Genomic DNA, 23331 nt, shown 5'->3' on the forward strand with positions numbered 1-23331 from the left:
GACCCGAGAGGGCCCCGAGGCCCTCGGGACCACAGCCGTCCCACCAGCACCGCGCGGTCACACCTGCCTCTCTGGTTACAGGGTGTGCCCCGGCGCGTTCGGACCGTATTCGATCGTCACGAGTGCGTCACCGGAGGCGTACTGGCCGGTTTCCGGTCCAGTCCATTGGGGCATCCACACCGTGGCGTGGGGTGAAGGAGGTCTCGGGGGTGGCGTTGGTGGTGGCACAGGAGGTGCCCACGTCGTCGAGCATGGCCGTGCCCCATGGCCCTGCGGGCGTGGGCGAGGCAAGACACCGTATGCGGGAGCAGCTGCGCCGCAGCGGCATGTCCGAATCGGTCGTCGACGACGCGGTACTGATCCTTTCCGAACTGCTCAGCAATGCCTGCCGGCACGGCAGGCCGCTGGGCCGGGCCGATGTGGGCGACGGCGACATCCGTGCCGCCTGGCGGCTGGACAAGCGGGGCGGCCTGACCGTCGAGGTGACGGACGGAGGCGGTCCGACCCGCCCGGTTCCGGCCACACCGTCGGTCACCGCGCGCGGCGGCCGCGGGCTGAACATCATCAGCGCGCTCGCCCAGGACTGGGGCGTACGGGACGGCGCAGCCGGCGAGGTGACGGTCTGGGTGGTCGTGACGGAAGGCCATCGCCGCGACGATTTCGCTACGCGCGTCACCGCACCCGGCTTCGAGTTCCTGGACACCTACGAGGATCCGTACGAGGGCTGACCGGCGGGGCCGAGCCGACGGGGCGGGACCGACGCCCGACGCCTCGCGCGGGCCGCAGCCCCGCCACGACGTGCCCCGGGGCGGAACCCTCGGCCCGGGCGGCCCCCGGCAGACTCCCTGCCCCTCGCGCTCCCCCGACGGTACGTACCGCGGTCATCGGCTCGTACGCCGACCGGCGGCGGCTCCCTGCGGCTAGGCTCGCGCCCGACACAGCACTGTCGTAATCGGGAGAAAGCCACACCATGGCCAAGAAGCGCCCCCAGACCAAGGCCGGGAAGCCGCAGCTCACGGACGGCGAGATCCCCGTGGTGGGGGCCCGCGAGCCCTGCCCGTGCGGGTCGGGCCGCCGCTACAAGGCGTGTCACGGCCGGGAGGCCGCCCACGCCGTGACCGAGCTGGTCCAGCGCCCCTTCGAGGGGCTGCCCGGCGAGTGCGACTGGGTCGCGCTCCGCGAGCTGGTGCCCGCCGCGACCGCCGAGCTCTCCCTGAAGGGCGGGCTCCCGGAGGGCGTGCCGTCGGTGACGCTCGCCACCGTCCTGCCGATGGCCTGGCCGGCGCTGCGACGCGACGACGGTTCCGTCCTGCTCGCGCTGCAGAACGACACCTCCTCCGGCGACCTCAGCCGTGACCTGGCGGACACCCTCACGCGCGCGCTGACCGCTGAGCCCGGCACGCCCGTCGCCGCGCAGCGGGCGGCCGCCGACGGTCCGCGGCTGCAGGATCTGCTGGACGCGGAGGCCGGTTTCGCACCGACCGTCCACTCCGGCTTCGAGTTCTGGATCCCGGAGTCGGCGGAGAACTCCACCCCCGAGGTGGCCGCGTCGCTGGAGCGGGCCAACGCCGCCGCGATCCCCACGGTCAAGCTGTCCTCCGTGGACTCCGCGTACTGGTGCGAGACCCCGGAGAAGAACCATCTGCGCTGGGTCATGCCGCACGCCGAGGAGCGGCTTCTCGACGCGCTCGCGCGGCTGCACGCGGCCGGTACGTCGTCGCTGGGCGAGGGAACCCGTCTCGTCGGCTCCTTCCGGGCCCACGGGCTGATGGTGCCGGTGTGGGACCTGCCGAGCGGGATGGGCGCCGAGGAGTGCGAGAAGCCGGCGGCCGAGTTCGCCGAGCGGCTCGCCGCGGCGCTCGCCTCGGACGCGCCGCTGACCTCGGAGGAGCGCCGGGCACGCGGCGGCCTCACCAACCGCCAGGTGACGCTGAGCTGACTCGCCGCGTCACGCCGCGCCGACCCGCCCGGGCAGGGCGTCGCGCGGCGATGGAGGAGCGTGGCGGACGATCACTGACAGACCAGCCGGTCGGTGACTTCCGCCACAACTCCCCTTCGGTGGCTTAAATACCTGTCCGAATATCCGAGATCGAATTTGCGAACAGCAGATCTCTTGTTACCGTTCTAGAAGCCCGGTCGCTGGTGCATCCCCCGTCGCCAGCGACCGGGCGTTCACGTTTCCGGGCCTCGCCCGAATATGTCAACTCACCTCGGCGTCCACACCGTTGCTTCCCACCCTCAGCAGCAGCGGGGTCTCCGCCCCTTCGCCCGCTCCGGCGAACTCGGCGACCGCCGTATAGGCCTCGGGCCGCCCCTGGGACCGCTCGCGTGGCGTCTCGCAGACCCCCGGCTCGTCCCCCGCCGCCACCGCGCACTGCGTCTGCACCGTGCGCCCGCCGGGCCCCATCAGAGTCAGTACGGCACTGAGCGCCTCGCCCGTCGCGTTGCGGTAGTACGTACGTGCCCAGGTGTCGGCCGACTCCCTCATGACGCAGGTCTGCGCCTCGATCCCGTCGGGCGAGGTGAGTTCGGGGCCGCACCGGCTGGAGCGGGCCGCCTCGACAGCGGGCCCTTCCGACGCGCCGGTGGCCGGGGCGGACGCCTCGGATCGGGGCGTCCCGATCATCCCGAGCAGCCCCGGGTCCGGTGAGGATCCGGGGCGGGAGTCGGCGTCACGGGCTCCGCCGGGCGGGCTCCCGGCCTGCCCGGCGGAGGCGGCCAGCGGCACGAAGGCGGCGATCACGACGGCGGCCCCGAGTCCGATCATGCGGATCGTGCGGACATTCATCGTGGCCCCACCTGCCAAACCTGCCAACTGCCCGGGAATTCATGACGACAGGCCGACGATAACGGCGGATTGCGGGCGGCCGGGGAGCCCCGCGCCCAATTCCCGTACAACTCGCTCCCGGTCACACCCGTACGAGTGATCTGCCAGATGAATATCCCCACTGGGGATACTCACTCCGACTGCATCATGTCGATACCGCGATAGCAGAAGGCCGCGACAACACTCCGGCGGAAGCCGACCGGAGGTCGGAGATCAGTAGGCGAGGCGGCTGCCGCCGCCCGGTGCGCTGCTGCTCGCCTCGACCAGCGCGTCCACCACCGCCTCGACATCCGGCAGCCAGGGCGTCGCCGATCCGGCGAGCGGGGCGCGTTCCCAGCGCACCTGTCCGGTCCCGACGACCGAGGGTGGCAGCACCAGATAGCCGCCCTCGCCGTGGAAGCGGAGGGAACTGGGCACGCTGTCCTTCGCGTAGAGCAGTTCGCCGAGCTGTTCCAGGCTGTACGGGGCAACCAGCAGCGACCAGCGCGTCGGCGTCGCCACCACCGGGCCGAGCCGCATGCCCATCCGGTCGAGCGCGGCCAGCGCCCGCGCGCCCGCGACGGCGGGCAGGCTCACCGCGCACGGGGCGCGGCCTCCGGTGGCGAGCAGGAGAGGCGCGTCCGGCCGGTTACCCCACCACCAGCGGACCATGCGCTCGTCGGTGGAGGCCGCGAGGAGTCCGGGGTCGAAGGGGTGCGCGCCGGGGACGACGCACTCGGGGTCGGGGCAGGCGCAGCCGCGCCCGCGGTCGCCACGGCTGCCGGCCGCCGTCAGTCCCACACCGGGGAGTACGGGCCAGTGCCACTCGGTGGCGCAGGTGAGGGCGGCGCCGAGCTGGGCAGACCTCCCCTTGCGCCGGAACCGGAGCCTGCGTCGCCTTCCGAGGATCTCGCGCATGAGCGCTCGTTCCTTTCCGTTGAACGCCGAGGGTCCACATCACATCACGTGTGCGTTGCTTCACTGTGCGTGCAAAACGGCGCATCATCGCCCCTTCGGCGGGGCGTCGAGCTCGGGCCCGAGCGTGGGCTCAGGGGCTCTCGTCCATTAAACGCATGGCGAGGGGTGGCGCGCGCCTGGCGCTTACCGACCCGCTGAACTTTCCTCGCCACTCGGGATGGTCACTTCGGATGGGGCGCGGCCGTCGGCGGTTAAGACGCCGGGGCCCTTCGCCAGGTTCCGGGGCCGTCCCAACTGCCCCTGGCCATCACCGTGTACGTACCCATCCCGCTCGGAATGACGCGCTTTCAATCGCCGTCAGTCGACCGCAAATAGCGGGCATAGGGGGCATTTTTCAGCCAACTTCGCCACCGGCCTGACGCCCCACAGACACCGCAAGTCCCGCGAGGACAATGCTGGACATCGCCTCACTTGTGCGTGTACATGTGGATGCATCGATAGCGGCGCAGAATGACATGGGGGTTTGCGATGCTATTGCACGAAACGCACCGGTCGGAAAGCCGACCGGTATGAGCGCCCCTCACCTGCCGAAAGTGGCCGGAATCGATTCAACGGTTCCGGCTCCGACGCACACTGCGACGCCCTTGCCGGGCGTCCCGGCCGCGGCCGCCCCGCCCGGAGCGCTGCTCCAGGACCGGCTGGCCGGCTGGGTCTCCGACCTCACCACCCTCCATGAACTGACCGAGCGCCTGGCCAGGACCGCGTCGCTGGACGAGGCCCTGCACGAGGTGCTGCGCGCCGGAGCCGCCCTGGTGGGCGCGCGCCGGGGCATGGCCGTCCTCGAACCGGCCGACGGACACGGCCCGGCCACCACGATCGGCCTCGGCCTCGCCCACGCCGACCTCGGCACGATCGAGACCGTGCCGCGCAGCGCCACCTCCTACGGCCGCATCCTGGAGGGCCTGCCCGATCCGGTCGCCCTGCCCGGCCCGATCGCCGTCCCCGACCTCCTCGGCGACGCGGAACTCGACCCACGCCACCGCGAGGTCGCCGCCCGCCTCGGCTACGCCGCCAGCTACGCCCTGCCGCTCGCCTCCGAGGCCGCGGGCAGACTCGGCGCCCTGGTCTGGCTCTACGACGAGCCGGCCGAACCGATCGAGCGCCAGCGCCATCTGGTGGGTCTGTACGGGCGCTACGCCACCGAGCATCTCGCCCGCCTCCTCGAACTGGAACGGGCCCGCACCACGGTCACCACCGTCGCCGAGGAACTGCTGCCCAGCCGGCTGCCGAGGGTGCCCGGGGTGCAGCTCGCCGCCCGGCACCACTGCGGGCCGCGGGGCGGCGGCGACTGGTACGACGCCCTGCCGCTGCCCGAGGCCGCGCTCGGCCTCGCCGTCGGCTCCGTCTCCGGCTCCGGGCCCAGCGCGCTCGCCGCGATGGGACGGCTCAGGGCCAGCCTGCGGGCGTACGCCGTGATGGAGGGCGAGGATCCCGTCGCCGTCCTCTCCGACCTGGAGCTGCTGCTGCGGCTCACCGAACCCGCCCGCTCGGCCACCGCGCTCTTCGCCTACGCCGAACCGGCCGCGCGCAAGATCGTGCTCGCCGGGGCGGGACACACGCCGCCGCTGATCGTGGGCGAGCGCCGCACCGAGTTCGTCGAGACGTCCTTGTCGGCCCCTCTCGGCATGCTGGCCTGCTGGGAGGCCCCGAGCGTGGAGATCTCGCCCGCACCCGGAGAAACGGTATTGCTCTACACGGACGGGCTCCTGCGCCGTACCGGCGACCCCATGGACCGGGCCTTCGCCCGGCTGCACGCGGCGGCGGTCGGCGTGCCCAAGGCCGACCGAGGCGACCCCGGCGCCATCGCCGACCACATCCTGCGCACGGTCCTTCCCAAGGGCCTGGACAGCGCCGACGACGGTGAGGACGTCGTCCTCCTCGCGGCACGTTTCGACTGAGGGACCGGCAGAAGAGCCGGGTGAATTCCGACGACCGGTGGATTGCCGACGATCTTGGTAATGGGTCTTTGGGCCCTGGGACCCCTTCCGCGCGACCGTACGATGGAGGGGGTTCAGTGTCGTACCAACAAGGAGGCGGACCCGTGGCCGAAGAGCTCACCCCGGCAACCCCGGAAGAGACCGAAGAACCGATCAAGCAGCGCAAGAACGGGCTGTACCGGGAAGTGTCGGACGAGCTCGCCGAGAACATGAAGTCCGGCTGGGCCGACACCGAGCTGACCGGCCTCGCGCCGATCGCGCAGGCCGAGCACACCGCCGCCCGCCGCGCCGCGCTCTCCGCGCGCTTCCCGGGCGAGCGTCTGGTGATCCCCGCGGGCAACCTGAAGACCCGGTCGAACGACACCGAGTACAGCTTCCGCGCCTCCACCGAATACGCGTACCTGACCGGCGACCAGACCGAGGACGGCGTCCTGGTCCTGGAGCCGACCGCCACCGGCCACACGGCGACGATCTACCTGCTGCCGCGCTCCAACCGCGAGAACGGCGAGTTCTGGCTCGACGGCCAGGGCGAGCTGTGGGTCGGCCGGCGCCACTCGCTGGCCGAGGCCGAGCAGCTGCTCGGCATCCCCGCCAAGGACGTACGCGAGCTGCCGTCCGCGCTCCAGGAGGCCACCGGCCCGGTCCGCAACGTCCGCGGCCACGACGCGGCCATCGAGGCCGCGCTCACCGACAAGGTGACCGCCGAGCGCGACGAAGAGCTGCGTGTGTACCTCTCCGAGGCGCGCCTGGTGAAGGACGCGTTTGAGATTGCGGAGCTGCAGAAGGCCTGCGATTCGACCGCCCGCGGTTTCGAGGACGTCGTCAAGGTCCTGGACAAGGCCGAGGCGACCAGCGAGCGCTACATCGAAGGAACGTTCTTCCTGCGCGCTCGCGTCGAGGGCAACGACATCGGCTACGGCTCCATCTGCGCCGCCGGCCCGCACGCCACCACCCTGCACTGGGTCCGCAACGACGGCGCCGTCCGCTCCGGCGAACTGCTGCTGCTCGACGCGGGCGTGGAGACCACCGAGCTCTACACCGCCGACGTCACCCGCACGCTGCCCATCAACGGCCGCTACAACGAGATCCAGCGCAAGATCTACGACGCCGTGTACGAGGCCCAGGAGGCCGGTATCGCGGCCGTGAAGCCGGGCGCCGACTACCGCGACTTCCACGACGCCGCGCAGCGCGTGCTCGCCGAGAAGCTCGTCGAGTGGGGCCTGCTCGGCGACCTCGACGTGGAGAAGGTCCTGGAGCTCGGCCTCCAGCGCCGCTGGACCCTGCACGGCACCGGCCACATGCTCGGCATGGACGTCCACGACTGCGCGGCCGCGCGCACCGAGTCGTACGTCGACGCCAAGCTGGAGCCGGGCATGTGCCTGACTGTCGAGCCGGGGCTCTACTTCCAGGCCGACGACCTGACCGTGCCGGAGGAGTACCGCGGCATCGGTGTCCGGATCGAGGACGACATCCTGGTCACCGAGGACGGCAACCGGAACCTCTCCGCCTCGCTGCCCCGCCAGGCCGACGAGGTCGAGGCGTGGATGGCGCGGCTCAAGGGCTGACCCGCGGCCCACGCTCATGCCGGACGGCCCCCGTCGCATCGCGACGGGGGCCGTGTCCGTGCCGGGGCGCTCCCGGGCCGCAGGACGGTCTCAGGTCAGCGCGAGGGGCGCGTCCGGGCGCCATTTGACGATCTTGTCGAAGCTGACCACCGCGCCGCCCCGGCCGCCCGCGCGGTTCCCGAAGTGCACATGGTCGGCGAGCTCCTCGATCAGCCGCAGCCCCCGGCCGTGCTCGGAGGTGTCCGGCACGGGCGGACGGCTCACCCGCGCCTCACGCGCGGCAGCACCCCCAACCGCCCCGCAGGACTCGTAGGGCTCACAGGACTCGTACGACTCGCCGGGCGGGAAGCCGGGACCCGAGTCCGCGACCTCGATCCGGCAGGTCTCCCCGTCGAGGTAGGCGGTCACCCGATACGCCTCCGAGGCCTGGCCGGGCGCCGCGCCGCCGCCGTGCTCGACCGCGTTGGCGCAGGCCTCGCTCAGCGCGACCGACAGGTCGTAGGAGACATCCGGATCGACGCCCGCGGTCTCCATGGTGCCGAGAAGAAGACGGCGGGCCAGCGGCACACTGGCCGCCTCACGCCGCAGATGGAGAGACCACCAGATGCTCATGCTCCAGCCTCCCGGGCCCCCGCTCGACATACCCCTACGTATTGCCGCTCCCTGGGACATGTAAGCCACCGGCCGACAACACAGCGCCCGTTCGGCGGGTACACACCGTCCCATGTGCCGGTGTATGTCGGGCCTCTGACGTCAAACGGTGATCTTCCGGACCTGCCGTGTGGACGGTATAAGCGCAGTGCGATGATGGCCCAGCCATGTCTGCGCCCTCGTCGATCGCACGCGCCGGAGCCGGTTCACGGCTTCTGAGGGCCGCGGTGTTCACCGCGGTCTGCGTCGTGCTGTCCGCGCTGGGACATGTGCTCGCCGCCTGTGCGACCGTCCCCTGGTGGACGCTGCTGCTCGGCTTCGCCGGCGTCTTCGCGCTCACCGCGCCGTTCGCGGGCCGCGAGCGGTCCCTGCCGGTGATCACCACGGCCCTGGCCGCCGGACAGCTCGCCCTGCACGCCGTGTTCGGACTCGGCCAGCGCCACCTCGGCATGAACGCGGGGCAGGCGACCGACGACGCGCTGATCCGGATGGCCACCAAGCTGGTCTGCGGGGCGGGTGCCGCCTCGCTCACCCCCGCCGACGCCAGCCGCATCATCGCCGACTCCGGCCTCGACCCGGCGACCGCCACCGCGACGGCGACGGCCGGCCACGGGCATCTCGTACCGGCCGCGCGCGCCGCCGAGTCCGCGGCGCTGTTCCCGAGCCTGTCCATGGTGCTCGGCCATCTGCTCGCCGCACTGGCCACCGGCTGGCTGCTGCGCCGCGGGGACCTGGCCCTCGGCCGGCTCGCCACGCTGTCCGGCCAGGGCGCCACCGAGATCGCGGAGGGGGCGCTCGTACGGGCCCTGCGCTCCGCCCTCTCGTACGTACGGGCCCTGCTCGCCGGGCTGCCCGGCGTGCCGACCACCGGCCCGCGGCCGCACCGGCCCCGCCGGGACGCCACACCCCCGCCGCTCGCGGGGGCACTCCAGCACACGGTGATCAGGCGCGGTCCGCCCGCCGTGTGCGTCCTCGCAGCCTGACGCGGCCCACTCGACGGGAGTGGGGCCGCCGTGTCCGCGTGCACGCATGCGCCGTGCGCGCCGGACGCCTCCCCTCACTGCTTCCTGGAGTGTTCCCACCATGAACGTTTCGCGTTTCGCGGTCGCCGGCGGCGTCGCCGCCTCCTCCGTCCTGCTGTTCTCCGGCACCGCCTTCGGCCATGTCAGCGTGCAGCCGCAGGGCGAGGCCGCCAAGGGCGGTTACGCCACCGTCAACGTGAGGGTCCCCAACGAGCGGGACAACGCCTCCACCATCAAGGTCGAGGTCAACTTCCCGGCCGAGCACCCGCTCGCGTCCGTGATGCCGCAGCCGGTCCCGGGCTGGAACTCCACGGTCACCAAGACCAAGCTCGCCAAGCCGCTGGAGATGCACGGCCAGAAGATCAGCGAGGCCGTCTCCAAGGTCACATGGACCGCCGTCAGCGGTTCGAAGATCGGCCCCGGGCAGTTCCAGCAGTTCCCGCTCGCGCTCGGCCAGCTGCCCGAGAAGGCCGACAAGCTGGTGCTCAAGGCCATCCAGACGTACGACAACAACGAGGTCGTCCGCTGGATCGAGGAGCCCAAGGACGGCGCGGCGGAGCCAGAGCACCCGGCGCCCGTGCTCCCGCTGTCCGAGGCCACCGACGACCACCACGGCGGCGGCGCGAAGAGCGACGACAAGGCCGGCCACAAGGCCGACGGCCACGACGACAAGCAGACCGAGGCCGCCGGCGCCGCCTCCGACACCACGGCCCGCGTCCTCGGCGTCGTCGGCATCGTCGTCGGTGCCGCCGGTGTCGCCGGTGTCGCCTTCGGCGTTCTCGCCGGACGCCGCCGCTCCGCCTGACCGGGCCGGACCGGCACCCCACCATCGAGAGTCTTCGAGAGAGATCCCTCATGCACACCCTGAAGCGCGCCGAGCGGCCCCGCCGCACCCGGCGCACTCCGCTGGTCGCGGCGGCCCTCGCCGCCGCCGCCGCGCTCACGCTGTCCGCCTGCGGCGGCGGTGACGACACCGCCCAGAGCGTGGTCACCGACGTCTCCGGGAACAGCGGCAGCGCCAATCCGGGCACCGTACTGGACCGGCCGTTCGAGAAGCCCGACCTCGTCCTCACGGACACGAAGGGCAAGCCGTACGACTTCAAGGCGATGACCAAGGGCAAGCCGACGCTGATCTACTTCGGCTACACGCACTGCCCGGACGTCTGCCCGCTCACGATGAGCAACATCGCCATCGCCAAGAAGAAGCTCCCCAAGGCAGATCAGGACAAGCTCCAGGTCGTCTTCGTCACCACCGACCCCGAACGGGACACCTCCGCCGAGCTCGGCAAGTGGCTGCCCGCGGCGGGTGACCCGTCCTTCACCGGCCTCACCGGTCCGTTCGCCAAGATCCAGGCCGGCGCGCGCCAGCTGGGCATCGGCATCGACCCGGCGAAGAAGGAGAAGGACGGCTCGGTCGTCTCCATGCACGGCGCACAGGTGATCGCCTTCTCGCCCAAGACCGACCAGGGCTATGTCCTGTACGGCGAGGACACCACCGCCGAGGAGTACACCAAGGACCTGCCGAAGATCATCAAGGGGGAGAACCCGTGAACCGCCGCACCACCCGTACCCGCACCACCACCCGTACCCTCGCCACCTGCATAGCCCTGGCCTCGGGGCTTGCCCTGGCCGGGTGTTCGTCCGACGGCGACGGCGCCAAGGACGGCAAGCCGCAGCTGAGGGTGAGCGGCGCGTTCATGCCGCAGCCGGTGATGGACATGGCGGGCGGGTTCCTCGTCATCAAGAACGACAGCGGTACGGCGGACAAGCTCACTTCGGTGAGCAGCCCGCTCTCCGACGACGTACAGATCCACGAGACGAAGGATCAGAAGATGCGGCAGGTGAAGTCCTTCGACATCCCTGCCAACGGAGAGCTGAAGCTCGAACGCGGCGGCAACCACATCATGTTCATGAAGATCAAGCAGAAGCCGAAGCAGGGCGACAAGGTGAGTGTCGAGCTGCGCTTCGAGAAGTCCGACCCGATCAAGGTCGAGCTTCCCGTGGAGGCCCCGAACCACAACCCGAAGCAGCACTGAGCTACTTGAGGGACTGACACGACACCATGACAGCCACCGCCCCGCGCTTCGGAACCACCCTGGCCCGGCTCCTGCTCGTCGCGGCCACGCTCCTCGGCGCGCTCCTCGCCGGCGCCTCCCCCGCGTCCGCGCACGCCGCGCTGACCGGGAGCGACCCGAAGGACGGGGCGGTGGTCGCCACGGCCCCCAAGTCCGTCAGCCTCACCTTCTCCGAGCAGGTCGCCCTCGGCGACGACGCCATCCGCGTGATGGACCCGAGCGGCAAGCGCGTCGACACGGGTGAGCTGCACGACCTGTGCAGCGGATCGGTCGTCAAATACGCGGTGGGGCTGCACTCCGGGCTGCCGGACGGCACGTACACCGTCGCCTGGCACCTGGTCTCCGCCGACAGCCACCCCATTTCCGGCGCGTTCACCTTCTCGATCGGCGCGCCGTCCAAGACCTCCGTCGCACTCACCGAGGACCCGGCGGGCGGCGGCCTGGTCGGGGCGCTGTACGGGATCGCGCGCTACCTCTCGTACGCGGGTTTCGTCGTCCTCGTCGGCGGCGCCGCGTTCCTGCTCGCGTGCTGGCCGCGGGGTGCGGGCGTACGGCCGCTGCAGCGGCTCGTCGTCCGGGGGTGGGTGGTGCTGACCGCCGCCACACTGACGATGCTGCTGCTGCGTCATCCGTACACCGGGTCCGGGAACCTCGGCGACGCCTTCGACCTCGGCGGGCTCAAGGCGGTCCTGGAGACCAAGACCGGGGCCGCCCTGATCTCCCGGCTGCTGCTGCTCGGCGCGGCCGCCCTCTTCGTCGCCGTCCTGTTCGGGGCGTACACGCGCCGCGAGGACGAGAAGGAGAAGAAGGACCTCACCTTCGGGCTCGCCATCGGCGGCTCGGTCGTGGCCGCGGGCATCGCCGGGACGTGGGCGCTGTCAGAGCACGCCTCCACCGGCATCCAGCCGGGTATCGCCATGCCGGTCGACATCCTGCACCTGCTGGCGGTGGCGGCCTGGCTGGGCGGACTGACCGCGCTGCTGGTGGCGCTGTACCGGGCGCCGGTGCCGGGCATCGAGCGGGCGGCCGTACGGCGGTTCTCGACGGTCGCCTTCTGGTCGGTGGTCGTCCTGGCCGCCACCGGCCTCTACCAGTCCTGGCGCCAGGTCGGCTCCTGGTCGGCGCTGACCGGCACCGCGTACGGGCAGCTGCTGCTGGTCAAGGTGGCCCTGGTCGCCGTGCTCGTCGGGGTCGCCTGGATCTCGCGGCGCTGGACGGCGCGGCTGGCGGAAACGGCCGACTCGGACGCTGAACCGGAGACGGACGGCTCGGCGGAATCTGAGGTGGGCGGTCCGGACCCGGACGCGGAGCCTGAGGCGGGCGGCCCGGACCAGGACCCGGAGACGGGCGAGGCGGCACCGGACGCTGAGACGGCCGACGACCAGCAGCCGACCGACCCCGAGCGGGCCGCCCAGCTCGCCCGCCAGCAGGCCGCCATGGCGACCGCCCGTAAGAAGCGGGTACGGGACGCGGACCCCCGGCGGGCCGGGCTGCGGCGCTCGGTGCTCACCGAGGCCGCCGTCGCCGTCGTCCTGCTGGCGGTGACGACCGTGCTGACCTCGACCGAACCGGGCCGTACGGAGGAAGAGGCCGGCCGGTCCCAGTCCACCGCCGCGGGCTCGCCCGCCGTGCCCGACCGGCCCGTCGACATCCGGCTGCCCTTCGATACGGGCGGCCAGGACGGCAAGAGGACCGTGCGGCTCAGCCTCGACCCGGGCCGCTCCGGCGCGAACGCCCTGCATGTCTTCGTCGAACGGCCCAACGGACGCCCGCTGGACGTCCCGGAGCTGAAGGTCTCCTTCACGCTGAAGGCCAAGGAGATCGGCCCGCTGCCCGCCGCGCCGGACCGGATCGCCACCGGCCACTGGAGCGCCAACGGTGTGCAGATCCCGATGCCGGGCGAGTGGCTCATCCAGGTGACCGTGCGGACCTCGGACATCGACCAGACGACCATCGAAAAGACCGTGAAGATCGGCTGACGTACGACCGTGACTGAGAACCTTGAAATCTCCCGGCGCCGGATGCTCGGGACCGTGGGCGCGGCAGGCGCCGCGGGCCTCGCCCTGGGTGCGGCGGGCGGCGCCGGCGTGTACGCGGCGGCGGCCGGGCCGTCCGCCGACGGCACCGCCCTGACGAGCGTCGGCTCCACCGAGGCGATGTTTCACGGGAAACATCAAGCGGGGATCACCACTCCGCTTCAGGCCCGGGGCCATCTGCTCGCCTTCGACCTGGCGCCGGGGGCCGGCCGCAAGGAGGCCGCCGCGCTGCTGCGCCGCTGGTCGGCGACGGCCAAGGCGCTGATGGCGGGCAAGCCCGCGGAAGGCGGACAGGACACCGGGATCGCGCTGGACGCGGGCCCGTCCTCGCTGACCGTCACCTTCGGCTTCGGCCACTCCTTCTTCGGTCGTACGGGCCTGACTGCGCGCCGCCCGACCGAGCTGGACGCGCTGCCGGCCTTCTCCGCCGACGCCCTGGACCCCAAACGCTCCAACGGCGATCTGTGGATACAGATCGGCTCGGACGACGCCCTGGTCGCCTTCCACGCGCTGCGCACGCTGCAGAAGGACGCGGGTGACGCGGCCCGCGTGCGCTGGCAGATGAACGGATTCAACCGTTCGCCGGGGGCCACCGCCCGGCCGATGACCGCCCGGAACCTGATGGGCCAGGTCGACGGCACCGGCAACCCGAAGCCGTCCGAGCCGGATTTCAACCGGCGGATCTTCGTGCCGGACGGCGCGTCCGGCCCGCAGGCCTGGATGGCCGGGGGCTCGTACGCGGTCGTGCGGCGCATCCGGATGCTCCTGGACAACTGGGAGAAGCTGCCGCTGGACAAGCAGGAGCGGGTCATCGGGCGGCGCAAGTCGGACGGCGCCCCGCTGACCGGCGGTTCGGAGACCACCGAGCTCGACCTGCACAAGACGGGCCCGGACGGAAAGCTGGTCATTCCGGACAACGCCCATGCCCGGATCTCCGCCCCCGAACAGAACGGCGGGGCGGCGATGCTGCGGCGGCCGTTCTCCTTCCACGACGGGATCGCCCCGGACGGGACACCGGACGCGGGGCTGCTCTTCATCTGCTGGCAGGCCGACCCGCTCAAGGGCTTCGTACCGGTGCAGCGCAAGCTCGACCGGGGAGACGCACTGTCGCCGTTCCTGCGCCACGAGGCGAGCGGCCTCTTCGCGGTCCCGGGCGGCCCGGCGGAGGGCGAGTACGTGGGGCAGCGGTTGCTGGAGTCGTGAGGCGCGTGGGGCCCTGGCGTTAGGGTGACGGTATGTCGGCCACCCGCTACACCTATCTCGGTCCTGAGGGCACCTTCACGGAGGCGGCCCTGCGTACGCTCCCGGAAGCGGCGACCCGCGAGCTCGTTCCGATGGTCTCCGTACCGGCCGCGCTGGACGCCGTACGGAACGGGGAGGCCGCGGCCGCGCTCGTGCCGATCGAGAACTCGGTCGAGGGCGGGGTCACCGCCACCATCGACGAGCTGTCCTCCGGCGAGCCGCTGATGATCTACCGCGAGGTGGTCCTGCCGATCGCCTTCGCGCTGCTCGTACGGCCCGGCACGAAGATGTCCGAGATCAAGACGGTCACCGGCCATCCGGTCGCCCAGCCGCAGGTGCGCAACTGGCTGCGGAAGCATCTGCCGGACGCCGTGTGGGAGTCGGCCGCGTCCAACGCGGACGGGGCCCGGCTGGTGCAGGAGGGCCGGTTCGACGCCGCCTTCGCGGGCGAGTTCGCGGCGGCGACGTACGGTCTGGAGCCGCTGGTCACCCAGATCCACGACGCGGAGAACGCAGCGACGCGGTTCGTGCTGGTCGGCCGGCCCGCCCGGCCGGCGGCACCGACCGGCGCGGACAAGACCTCGGTCGTGCTGTGGCTCGGCGACGACCACCCCGGTGCGCTGCTCGAACTGCTCCAGGAGTTCGCGGTGCGGGGCGTCAACCTGATGCTCATCCAGTCGCGGCCGACGGGCGCGGGCATCGGCAACTACTGCTTCGCGGTGGACGCGGAGGGCCATGTCTCCGACCGCCGGGTCGGCGAGGCGCTGATGGGTCTGAAGCGGATCTGCCCGAAGGTGCGGTTCCTGGGGTCCTATCCGCGGGCGGGGGTGGCGGTGGAGGACGTACGGCCGCTGCGCGCCGGAACCTCGGACGCGGAGTTCACGGCGGCCTCGGACTGGCTGGCGCGGGCCCAGGACGGCCGGGCGTAGGACGACCGGGCGTAGCAGAACGGCGGGGGCCGACCGCGCGATCGATCGGAGGACGACCGCGTTGGCTATCCCCAGGCTCTCATCCAGTCCTACCAGCATATTTTCCGTTACCCACAGGGGTTATCCACAGGCCTGCTTCTCGACCTGGGGACAAGTCGACAACGCAAGCCGACACAGTCGACAAATCACCCTCAGCGCCTCACTTCCCTCCACATGGCGGTACGTCGCCGCACGTCACCTCAATTCCATTGATCAACTCGTTAGGGCGAGGAATTCCCACCCGAATGAGCGTGTGGGAGAGGTTTGACCGCGGAATCCATCGCCCCATTCGCGGCCTTCGGAATGATCCTTTCCGGAGTCCACAGATCTTCCCCACAGCCTGTGGATAACTCTGCGGAGGTGCGCATTACTGTGGACAGCGCCCCGCCCGGCCAGGCGGCACAGGCCCTGCCGAGTCAAGATCGATCCACCACCCTGTCCCCTTTCAGGGAATAGCGCCCCTTTTATTGACGTCCGCGGCCCTGATTTTCGACACCTTTCCAAATTCCGGCAATACGGACATAGCGACACGCGTGTGGATATCGGTTGGGGTGGTGCGAGTCCACACCGGTAGCCTGGTGGGGTGATTGACCTTCGCCTGCTCCGTGAGGACCCCGACCGTGTTCGCGCCTCCCAGCGCGCCCGTGGAGAGGACGTCGACGTCGTCGACGCCCTGCTCTCCGCCGATGAGCGGCGCAGGTCGTCCGGCGTCCGCTTCGACGAGCTCCGCTCCGAGCAGAAGTCGCTCGGCAAGCTCATCCCCAAGGCCACTCCGGAGGAGCGCGCCGAGCTGCTCGGCAAGGCCGAGCAGCTCAAGGCCGATGTGAAGGCCGCCGAGGCCGCGCAGAACGAGGCCGACGAGGAGACCAGGCGCCTGCTGCTCCAGCTCGGCAACATCGTCCACCCGGACGTGCCGGTGGGCGGCGAGGAGGACTTCGTCGTCCTGGAGACGCACGGCACCATCCGCGACTTCGCCGCCGAGGGCTTCGAGCCCAAGGACCACCTGGAGCTCGGCGAGGCGCTCGGCGCCATCGACGTCGAGCGTGGCGCCAAGGTGTCCGGCTCACGGTTCTACTACCTGACGGGCGTCGGCGCCCTGCTGGAGCTCGCGCTCGTCAACGCGGCGATCGCCCAGGCCACGGAGGCCGGCTTCATCCCGATGCTGACCCCGGCTCTGGTCCGCCCGCGCGCCATGGAGGGCACCGGCTTCCTCGGCCAGGCCGCGGAGAACGTGTACCACCTGGAGAAGGACGACTACTACCTGGTCGGTACGTCCGAGGTGCCGCTCGCCGCGTACCACATGGACGAGATCGTCGACGCGGACAAGCTGCCGCTGCGCTACGCCGGCTTCTCGCCGTGCTTCCGCCGCGAGGCCGGCACGTACGGCAAGGACACCCGGGGCATCTTCCGCGTCCACCAGTTCGACAAGGTCGAGATGTTCTCGTACGTCGCCCCGGAGGACGCCGAGAACGAGCACAAGCGGCTCCTGGAGTGGGAGAAGCAGTGGCTCACCGGCCTTGAGCTGCCCTTCCAGGTGATCGACGTCGCCAGCGGCGACCTGGGCGCCTCGGCGTCGCGGAAGTTCGACTGCGAGGCGTGGATCCCGACCCAGGGCAAGTACCGCGAGCTGACCTCGGCGTCGAACTGCGACGGCTTCCAAGCGCGCCGCCTGTCGGTCCGGATGCGCGACGGCAAGCAGGTCAAGCCGCTGGCGACGCTGAACGGCACGCTGTGCGCCGTACCGCGCACGATCGTGGCGATCCTGGAGAACCACCAGCTGGCGGACGGCTCGGTCCGGGTGCCGGAGATGCTCCGTCCCTACCTGGGCGGTCGTGAGGTCCTGGAGCCGGTCGCCAAGTGAGTCCGTTCCCGTACCGTCTCGTCGCGACGGACCTCGACGGCACGCTGCTGCGTGGCGACGAGACGGTCTCGGCCCGTACGCGCGACGCGCTGGCCGCCGCCACGGCGGCGGGCGCGGCACACATCGTCGTCACGGGCCGTTCCGTGCCATGGACCCGGCACATCCTCGACGACCTCGGCTACGAGGGCCTCGCGGTGTGCGGCCAGGGTGCGCAGGTCTACCACGCCGGTGAGCACCGGCTGCTCACCTCCGTGACGCTCGACCGGCAGCTGGCGGGGCTGGCGCTCGCCAAGATCGAGGCGGAGATCGGCCCGCTGGCCCTCGCCGCGAGCCGTGACGGCCTGGACGGAGAGGTGCTGGTGAGCCCGGGGTACCGGCTCCACGACGGCCCCCTGCGGACCCGGCCCATGGAGGACCCGACCGAGCTGTGGTCGGCCCCGCTGAACAAGGTCTACATCCAGCATCCCGACCTCAGCGACGACGCGCTGACGGCCGCCGCGCGCGAGACGGTCGGCAGCCTCGTCGACATCGTGATGGCGGGCCCCGGCATAGTCGAGATCCTGCCGCTCGGGCTCAGCAAGGCCACCGGTCTGTCCCTGGCAGCACGCCGTCTGGGCGTGAAGGCGGCGGAGACGATCGCCTTCGGCGACATGCCGAACGACATCCCCATGTTCGCCTGGGCAGGGCACGGCGTGGCCATGGCCAACGCCCATGACGACCTGAAGGCCGTGGCCCACGAGATCACGGCGTCGAACGAGTCCGACGGCATCGCCGTCGTCCTGGAAGAGCTGCTGTCCCGCTGAGCCCCGTCGAGGGTCTTGAGGTCCTGGGGGTGTCTCGCGAGCGCTCCCAAGGCCCCCGGGAGGGGCGGCCCGCGCGGACGTCGTAACGTCCGCGCGCTCGAAGCGGCCGCCCCGGGCGGGTGATGAACCCGCCCTGTTGGGAGCCCGACGGACCGATCTCTCCTCGGTCGACGTCCCGCTCCCCCCGGTCTCGGTGCACCTCCACTGTGCGCCCGAACAGAGATCGAACGCCACCGATTTATCCCGTGAACCGGGGAGGCCGGGGGGACCTGTGGAGCCGCGTCAGAAGTTGATCATGTGACCCGCGAGGCCGTGGACGGCCTCCTTCACGGCCTCACCCAGCGTCGGGTGCGCGTGCACGTTCCGCGCGACCTCGTGGACCGTCAGGTCCCACTGCTGGGCCAGCGTCAGCTCGGGCAGCAGCTCGGTGACGTCCGGGCCGATCAGGTGGGCGCCGATGATCTCGCCGTACTTCGCGTCGCTGATGAGCTTCACGAAGCCGGTCGCGTCGCCGAGGCCGTGCGCCTTGCCGTTCGCCGTGAAGGGGAACTTCGCGACCTTGACGTCGAAGCCCTTCTCCTTCGCCTGCTCCTCGGTCCAGCCGAAGCTGGCGATCTGGGGCTGGCAGTAGGTGGCGCGCGGGATCATCGGGTAGTCGAGCTCCATGGTCTCGGCGCCCGCGATCGTCTCCGAGGCGACGACACCCATGGACTCGGCCGTGTGCGCCAGCATGAGCTTCGCGGTCACGTCACCGATGGCGTAGATGTGCGGCACGTTGGTGCGGCACCGGCCGTCGACCTCGATGGCGCCGCGCTCGGTCAGGGCCACGCCGGTGGCCTCCAGGCCGTAACCGGTGACGTTGGGCGCGAAGCCGATGGCCTGCAGGACCTTGTCCGCCTCCAGGACCTTGCTCGCGCCGTCCTTGCCGGTGACCGTGACCCGCACCTGCGGCCCGGACTCGTCGATGGACTCGACGCGGGTGGAGGTGAGCACGTCGATGCCGAGCTTGCGGTACTGCTTGGCCAGCTCCTTGGAGACGTCCGCGTCCTCCAGCGGCGCGATCCGGTCCAGGAACTCGACGATGGTGACCTTCACGCCGTAGTTGTGCAGGACGTACGCGAACTCGATGCCGATCGCGCCGGCGCCGGCGATGACGATCGACTGCGGCACGTCCTCGGCGAGGATCTGCTCCTCGTACGTCACCACGCGCTCGCTGCGGGCCGTGCCCGGCAGGAGACGCGGGGTGGCGCCGGTGGCGATGATGCAGTTGTCGAAGGTGATCGTCTGGGAGGTGCCGTCCGAGAGGGCGACCTGCAGCGTGTTCGCGTCGAGGAAGGTGCCCCGGCCGTCGAACTCGGTGATGCCGTTCTTCTTCATCAGGAAGTGGACGCCCTTGACCCGGCCGTCCGCGACGGTGCGGCTGCGCCGGTAGGCCTCGCCGTAGTCGAAGGAGACCTCGCCGTCCACCTTGATGCCGAAGGTCTTGGCCTCGTGGGTGAAGAGGTGGGCGAGCTCGGCGTTGCGCAGCAGCGCCTTGGTGGGGATGCAGCCGACGTTCAGACAGACACCGCCCCAGTACTTCTCCTCCACGACCGCGACCCGCTTGCCCAGCTGGGCGGCGCGGATGGCGGCGACGTAACCGCCGGGGCCTGCTCCGAGTACGACGACGTCGAAGCGGTCTGACATGACTGACTCCCCAGGTTGTAAGTGTCGTGCGCGTTGCCCCAATACGGGCCCACAGTAATCCCGTGGGCGGCGCGGCAGCACGACAGCCCAGTCAAAGGATGACTGGGCTGTCGGTCACACACGCGTGTACTCCCCGCCGGACACTCCTCCCGGACTGCTCCTCGCCGGACTGCCCCTCGCCGGGCTACTCCTCGCCGGCCAAGGTCAGCGTCCGCAGCTTCTGCCCGGCGTACCAGGTCGCCGCGACGGTCACACCGGCCAGCAGCGCCACCGCCACCGGCAGACCCACGTCGGAGGCGACCAGCCCGTCGCCCGCGACCTTCTCCGCCACCGACAGGGCCCACTGCTGGACGCTGAGGGTGCGCGCTCCGGCGATGAGGCTGCCGAACAGCGCCTCCCAGAGGAGGGCGTAGACCAGGCCGATGACGACCGCGTGGCGGCTGACCGTACCGAGCAGCAGGAACAGCGCGCTGTAGGCGATGGAGGCGACCAGCGCCGCGACGGTGTACGCCACCGCCACCTGCTGGCCGTTGCCGTTGAGGATCATCCCCGCGATGAAGGTCGGGACGGCGGAGAAGACCATGGTGACGGCGATCGCCACGGTCAGCTTGGTGACGATGATCGTCGGCCGCTTCACCGGCTTGGCCAGCAGATAGACGATCGAGCCGTCGTCGATCTCCGGTCCGATCGCGCCCGTACCGGCGATCACACCGATCAGGGGCACCATCGTGGCGAGCGCGAAGCCGCCGAGGACGTCGGCGGCGACCTGGTCGTCCACGCCGTTGAAGGCCCGGACCGCCGAGGCGATCACGATCAGCAGGGCGGGCAGGGCGAAGAGGATCAGGGCCCGTCGGCGGCCGAGGAGGGCCCGGTAGGTGAGCCGGGCGACTGTGGGGTTGTACATCGGTCAGGCTCCTTTCAGGCCGCTACGAGGTACGAGAAGACCGACTCGAGGGACTCGTCCGAGGGCGAGACCGTCAGCAGCCGGATGCCGTGCGCCCGGGCGACCCGCGGCAGCAGCTCGGTGAACCGGCCGAAGTCCACGGCCTGGATGCGCAGCGCGCCCTCGGTCATGTCCACCTCGATGCCGGCCGTCGACGGGTCGGCGATCAGCGCGGCGGCCAGAGCCCGGTCGTCGCTGGACCGTACGAGATAGCGGTGCGGGCGGTCCGTCATCAGGCGGCGGATCTTGCGGAAGTCTCCGGAGGCCGCGTGCCGTCCGGCCACGATCACCTCGATGTGGGAGGCGAGCTGCTCGACCTCCTCCAGGATGTGCGAGGAGAAGAGCACCGTGCGCCCCTCCGTGCCCATCCGCCGCAGCAGATCCATCAACTGCATGCGCTGGCGCGGGTCCATGCCGTTGAACGGCTCGTCGAGCAGGAGCACCGCGGGATCGTGGACGAGGGCCGAGGCCATCTTCACGCGCTGGCGCATGCCCTTGCTGTACGTGCCGATCTTGCGGTCCTGCGCGTACTCCATCTCGACCGTGGCGAGGGCCTTGCGCGCCGCCGCCGTGCCGAGGCCGTGGAGTTCGGCGTTGGCGACGACGAATTCGTAGCCGGTGAGGAAGTCGTACATCGCCTCCCGCTCGGGCACCACCCCGATCTGGCGGTAGACGGACTCGTTGCGCCAGATCGTCTCCCCGTCGAGGGTGACGGTGCCGGTGGAGGGGGCGAGGAAGCCGCCCATCATGTTGATGAGGGTGGACTTCCCGGCGCCGTTGGGGCCGAGGAGGCCGGTGACACCGGGGCCGATGGTCATGGTCACGTCGTTGACGGCCACGACATTCCCGAACCACCGCGAGACATGCTCGATGTTGAGGGTTGTCACAGCCCGACCTTTCGGTAGCGGCGCATCAGCACGGCGTACGAGCCAAGGATCAGCGCGAGGACGACCAGCAGATAGAGCGCGCCGAGCCCGGCGGAGGGTCCCGCGCCCGCGGGGAAGGAGGACGTGGCGCCGAGGAAGGCGGTCTGGACGCCGTCGATCAGCGTGATGGGGGAGAAGAGGCCCATCCATTTGATGGCGTCGATGTTGTCGGTGCCGTAGGCGATGCCCTGGAGGGTGGTCACCGCGCCGTAGGAGATCATCAGCGTGGCGATGACGGCGGCGACGCCGAACCCGCGGCGTGGTGTCAGCGCGGCCATGACCAGGCCGATTCCGCCGAAGAGGAGCGAGAGCAGCGCCACGGAGACCAGGCCCTGGCCGAAGCCCTTGGACTGGTCCGCGAAGTCCATCTTCGCCAGCAGGGAACCGAGGTAGAGGATGACCAGCGGCGACGCGGTGAGGATGAACAGCGCGCTGGCCATCGCGCCGAACTTGGCGAGGACGTAGTCGACGCGCTCGATCGGGCGGGAGAAGTACAGCGGGACCGTCTTGAACCGCAGGTCGCGGGAGACGGACTGGGGTGCCTGGGCGGCCAGGTAGAGGCCGATGAGGGCCTGGGTGAAGATCGCGTACCGCGTGTAGTCCAGCGGCAGGTCCTTCATCTTGGTGGTGACCGCCACCGCCACGATGATCGCCGCCGGCACGCACATCACGCCGAACAGGATCATCGGCAGCACCTTGGACTTGGCGCTCCGGCCGAGGCCGTAGGCACCGCGCAGGGACTGCGAGAAGAGCGAACGGCGCGCGTAGGCGCGGCCGAGGCGCGGCCCGTCGTAGTTGCGGTAGCCGATGTTGTGGATCTGGGTGGTATCCGTGCGGGTGGTCTCGATGCTCATCGCGTCGGCACCTCCTCCTGCTGGTTCGCCTGCTGGGGGCGGAACACCTCGGCGATGTGGTGGCGGCGCTGCTCCATGCGTACGAGCCCGAGGCCCAGGTCGGCGACGGTGTCGCGGACGAGGTCGTACGTCTCCTCGCCGGTGGCCTCGAGGAGCAGGATGTGTCCGGCGCCGGGCAGTCCGTCCTCCACGCCCGCGTGGAGGGTGATACCGGCGGCGGTCAGGGCCTCGCGCAGTGCCCGCGTGCCGTCGGGGTGGGTGTCGGAGTCGGTGACCTCGACCGCGAGGGTGGTGGTGGTCTGGGTGAAGTCGCTGGTGGAGCTGGAGCGCAGCAGCCGGCCGCCGTCGATCACGACCACGTGGTCGCAGGTGCGCTCCAGTTCACCGAGGAGGTGGGAGGTGACGAGGACCGAAATCCCGAAGTCCGTCCAGACCCGGCGGATCAGGCTGAGCATCTCGTCGCGGCCGACCGGGTCGAGGCCGTTGGTGGGCTCGTCGAGGAGGACCAGCTTGGGGTCGTGGACCAGGGCCTGCGCGAGCTTCACGCGCTGCTTCATGCCGGTCGAGTAGCCGCCGATGGGGCGGTAGCGCTCCTCGTACAGGCCGACGTGGCGCAGTGTGTCGGCGGTCCGCTCACGGGCGGCCGTGGGGGGCAGGCCCGACATGCGGGCCATGTGGACGACGAGCTCGGTGGCCGAGACGTCGGGTGGGAGGCAGTCGTGCTCGGGCATGTAGCCCACCCGCTCGCGGATGGCGGCGCCGGAGGTGGCGACGTCGAGGCCGAGCACCTGGGCGCGGCCCTCCGTGGCGGGGGACAGACCGAGCAGAATCTTGATCATTGTGGACTTGCCGGCTCCGTTGGCACCCACCAGTCCGGTCACACCGGGCCCGATGTCCAGGGAGAGCCGGTCGAGAGCGGTCACCCGGGGGAACCGCTTGCTGAGGCTTTCGGTCGCGATCACAGTCACCCTTCGAAGG

At 70.9% G+C, this 23331-nt stretch carries 21 protein-coding genes; 13 read left to right on the top strand and 8 right to left on the bottom strand.

Features of this window, described 5'->3' with window-relative positions; genetic code table 11:
* Positions 1 to 122 precede the first annotated feature (122 nt).
* Together ACZ7LT_RS15040 and ACZ7LT_RS15045 are read left to right on the top strand one after the other, a co-directional pair.
* On the top strand, positions 123 to 728 hold the full coding sequence (locus ACZ7LT_RS15040; protein WP_471236466.1) for an ATP-binding protein: 606 nt from the start codon (positions 123 to 125) through the stop codon (positions 726 to 728).
* 242 nt (positions 729 to 970) lie between these two features.
* A complete protein-coding gene (locus ACZ7LT_RS15045) occupies positions 971 to 1939 on the top strand; it encodes a DUF5926 family protein (protein WP_471236467.1) in 969 nt (322 codons plus the stop codon).
* Positions 1940 to 2200: 261 nt separating this feature from the next.
* On the opposite strand, the gene ACZ7LT_RS15050 is transcribed toward ACZ7LT_RS15045, so the two are convergent.
* Positions 2201 to 2788 carry a hypothetical protein gene (locus ACZ7LT_RS15050; RefSeq protein WP_471236468.1) on the bottom strand — a complete coding sequence of 196 codons (588 nt, stop codon included), beginning with the start codon at positions 2786 to 2788 and terminating at the stop codon, positions 2201 to 2203.
* Between the two features lie 252 nt (positions 2789 to 3040).
* The gene (locus ACZ7LT_RS15055) at positions 3041 to 3724 is read right to left on the bottom strand and encodes a bifunctional DNA primase/polymerase (protein ID WP_471236469.1); all 684 of its coding nucleotides are present in this window, start codon (positions 3722 to 3724) and stop codon (positions 3041 to 3043) included.
* Positions 3725 to 4176: 452 nt separating this feature from the next.
* Here ACZ7LT_RS15055 and ACZ7LT_RS15060 point away from each other — a divergent pair, with 452 nt between their 5' ends.
* The gene (locus ACZ7LT_RS15060) at positions 4177 to 5682 is read left to right on the top strand and encodes a PP2C family protein-serine/threonine phosphatase (RefSeq protein ID WP_471236470.1); all 1506 of its coding nucleotides are present in this window, start codon (positions 4177 to 4179) and stop codon (positions 5680 to 5682) included.
* Positions 5683 to 5825: 143 nt separating this feature from the next.
* On the top strand, positions 5826 to 7286 hold the full coding sequence (locus ACZ7LT_RS15065; protein WP_471236471.1) for an aminopeptidase P family protein: 1461 nt from the start codon (positions 5826 to 5828) through the stop codon (positions 7284 to 7286).
* A 90-nt stretch (positions 7287 to 7376) separates the two neighbouring features.
* Here the strand turns inward: ACZ7LT_RS15065 and ACZ7LT_RS15070 are convergent, their stop codons facing one another.
* Positions 7377 to 7898 carry an ATP-binding protein gene (locus tag ACZ7LT_RS15070; protein ID WP_471236472.1) on the bottom strand — a complete coding sequence of 174 codons (522 nt, stop codon included), beginning with the start codon at positions 7896 to 7898 and terminating at the stop codon, positions 7377 to 7379.
* 206 nt (positions 7899 to 8104) lie between these two features.
* On the opposite strand from ACZ7LT_RS15070, the gene ACZ7LT_RS15075 reads away from it, so the two are divergent.
* The 9 genes from ACZ7LT_RS15075 to ACZ7LT_RS15115 all read left to right on the top strand — a co-directional run bounded on the left by ACZ7LT_RS15075 (position 8105) and on the right by ACZ7LT_RS15115 (position 17944).
* Positions 8105 to 8920 carry a hypothetical protein gene (locus ACZ7LT_RS15075; RefSeq protein WP_471236473.1) on the top strand — a complete coding sequence of 272 codons (816 nt, stop codon included), beginning with the start codon at positions 8105 to 8107 and terminating at the stop codon, positions 8918 to 8920.
* A gap of 100 nt (positions 8921 to 9020) precedes the next feature.
* On the top strand, positions 9021 to 9764 hold the full coding sequence (locus ACZ7LT_RS15080; protein ID WP_471236474.1) for a YcnI family copper-binding membrane protein: 744 nt from the start codon (positions 9021 to 9023) through the stop codon (positions 9762 to 9764).
* A 50-nt stretch (positions 9765 to 9814) separates the two neighbouring features.
* Positions 9815 to 10510 (top strand): SCO family protein, encoded by a 696-nt coding sequence (locus ACZ7LT_RS15085; RefSeq protein WP_471236475.1) that lies wholly within the window; start codon positions 9815 to 9817, stop codon positions 10508 to 10510.
* The gene (locus ACZ7LT_RS15090; RefSeq protein WP_471236476.1) at positions 10507 to 10995 is read left to right on the top strand and encodes a copper chaperone PCu(A)C; all 489 of its coding nucleotides are present in this window, start codon (positions 10507 to 10509) and stop codon (positions 10993 to 10995) included. Before ACZ7LT_RS15085 ends, ACZ7LT_RS15090 begins: the two co-directional genes overlap by 4 nt.
* Before the next feature lie 26 nt (positions 10996 to 11021).
* Positions 11022 to 13013: a copper resistance CopC/CopD family protein gene (locus tag ACZ7LT_RS15095; protein WP_471236477.1), complete on the top strand. Its 1992-nt coding sequence runs from the start codon at positions 11022 to 11024 to the stop codon at positions 13011 to 13013.
* Positions 13014 to 13022: 9 nt separating this feature from the next.
* Positions 13023 to 14273, top strand: coding sequence for an iron uptake transporter deferrochelatase/peroxidase subunit (gene efeB / locus ACZ7LT_RS15100; protein WP_471236478.1), 1251 nt, complete (start codon positions 13023 to 13025; stop codon positions 14271 to 14273).
* A gap of 32 nt (positions 14274 to 14305) precedes the next feature.
* Positions 14306 to 15241 (top strand): prephenate dehydratase, encoded by a 936-nt coding sequence (gene pheA, locus ACZ7LT_RS15105; RefSeq protein ID WP_471236479.1) that lies wholly within the window; start codon positions 14306 to 14308, stop codon positions 15239 to 15241.
* Between the two features lie 622 nt (positions 15242 to 15863).
* Positions 15864 to 17141, top strand: a complete 1278-nt coding sequence (gene serS / locus ACZ7LT_RS15110; RefSeq protein ID WP_471236480.1) for a serine--tRNA ligase — start codon at positions 15864 to 15866, stop codon at positions 17139 to 17141.
* Complete coding sequence (locus ACZ7LT_RS15115; protein WP_471236481.1) at positions 17138 to 17944, top strand: HAD family hydrolase; 807 nt, start codon at positions 17138 to 17140, stop codon at positions 17942 to 17944. Before serS ends, ACZ7LT_RS15115 begins: the two co-directional genes overlap by 4 nt.
* 282 nt (positions 17945 to 18226) lie before the next feature.
* Here ACZ7LT_RS15115 and lpdA read toward each other — a convergent pair whose 3' ends face one another.
* From lpdA to ACZ7LT_RS15140, 5 genes are all read right to left on the bottom strand, one after another.
* The gene (gene lpdA, locus ACZ7LT_RS15120; RefSeq protein WP_471236482.1) at positions 18227 to 19630 is read right to left on the bottom strand and encodes a dihydrolipoyl dehydrogenase; all 1404 of its coding nucleotides are present in this window, start codon (positions 19628 to 19630) and stop codon (positions 18227 to 18229) included.
* Positions 19631 to 19814: 184 nt separating this feature from the next.
* The gene (locus ACZ7LT_RS15125; protein WP_471236483.1) at positions 19815 to 20534 is read right to left on the bottom strand and encodes an ABC transporter permease; all 720 of its coding nucleotides are present in this window, start codon (positions 20532 to 20534) and stop codon (positions 19815 to 19817) included.
* Positions 20535 to 20548: 14 nt separating this feature from the next.
* On the bottom strand, positions 20549 to 21460 hold the full coding sequence (locus ACZ7LT_RS15130) for an ABC transporter ATP-binding protein (protein ID WP_471236484.1): 912 nt from the start codon (positions 21458 to 21460) through the stop codon (positions 20549 to 20551).
* Positions 21457 to 22353: an ABC transporter permease gene (locus ACZ7LT_RS15135; protein WP_471236485.1), complete on the bottom strand. Its 897-nt coding sequence runs from the start codon at positions 22351 to 22353 to the stop codon at positions 21457 to 21459. The genes ACZ7LT_RS15130 and ACZ7LT_RS15135 overlap by 4 nt, the downstream gene beginning before the upstream one ends.
* Entirely contained in the window at positions 22350 to 23315 is a 966-nt protein-coding gene (locus tag ACZ7LT_RS15140; RefSeq protein WP_471236974.1) for an ABC transporter ATP-binding protein, read from the bottom strand. Before ACZ7LT_RS15140 ends, ACZ7LT_RS15135 begins: the two co-directional genes overlap by 4 nt.
* Between the last annotated feature and the right edge of the window lie 16 nt (positions 23316 to 23331).

It is taken from the genome of Streptomyces sp. NPDC039465, assembly GCF_055639315.1.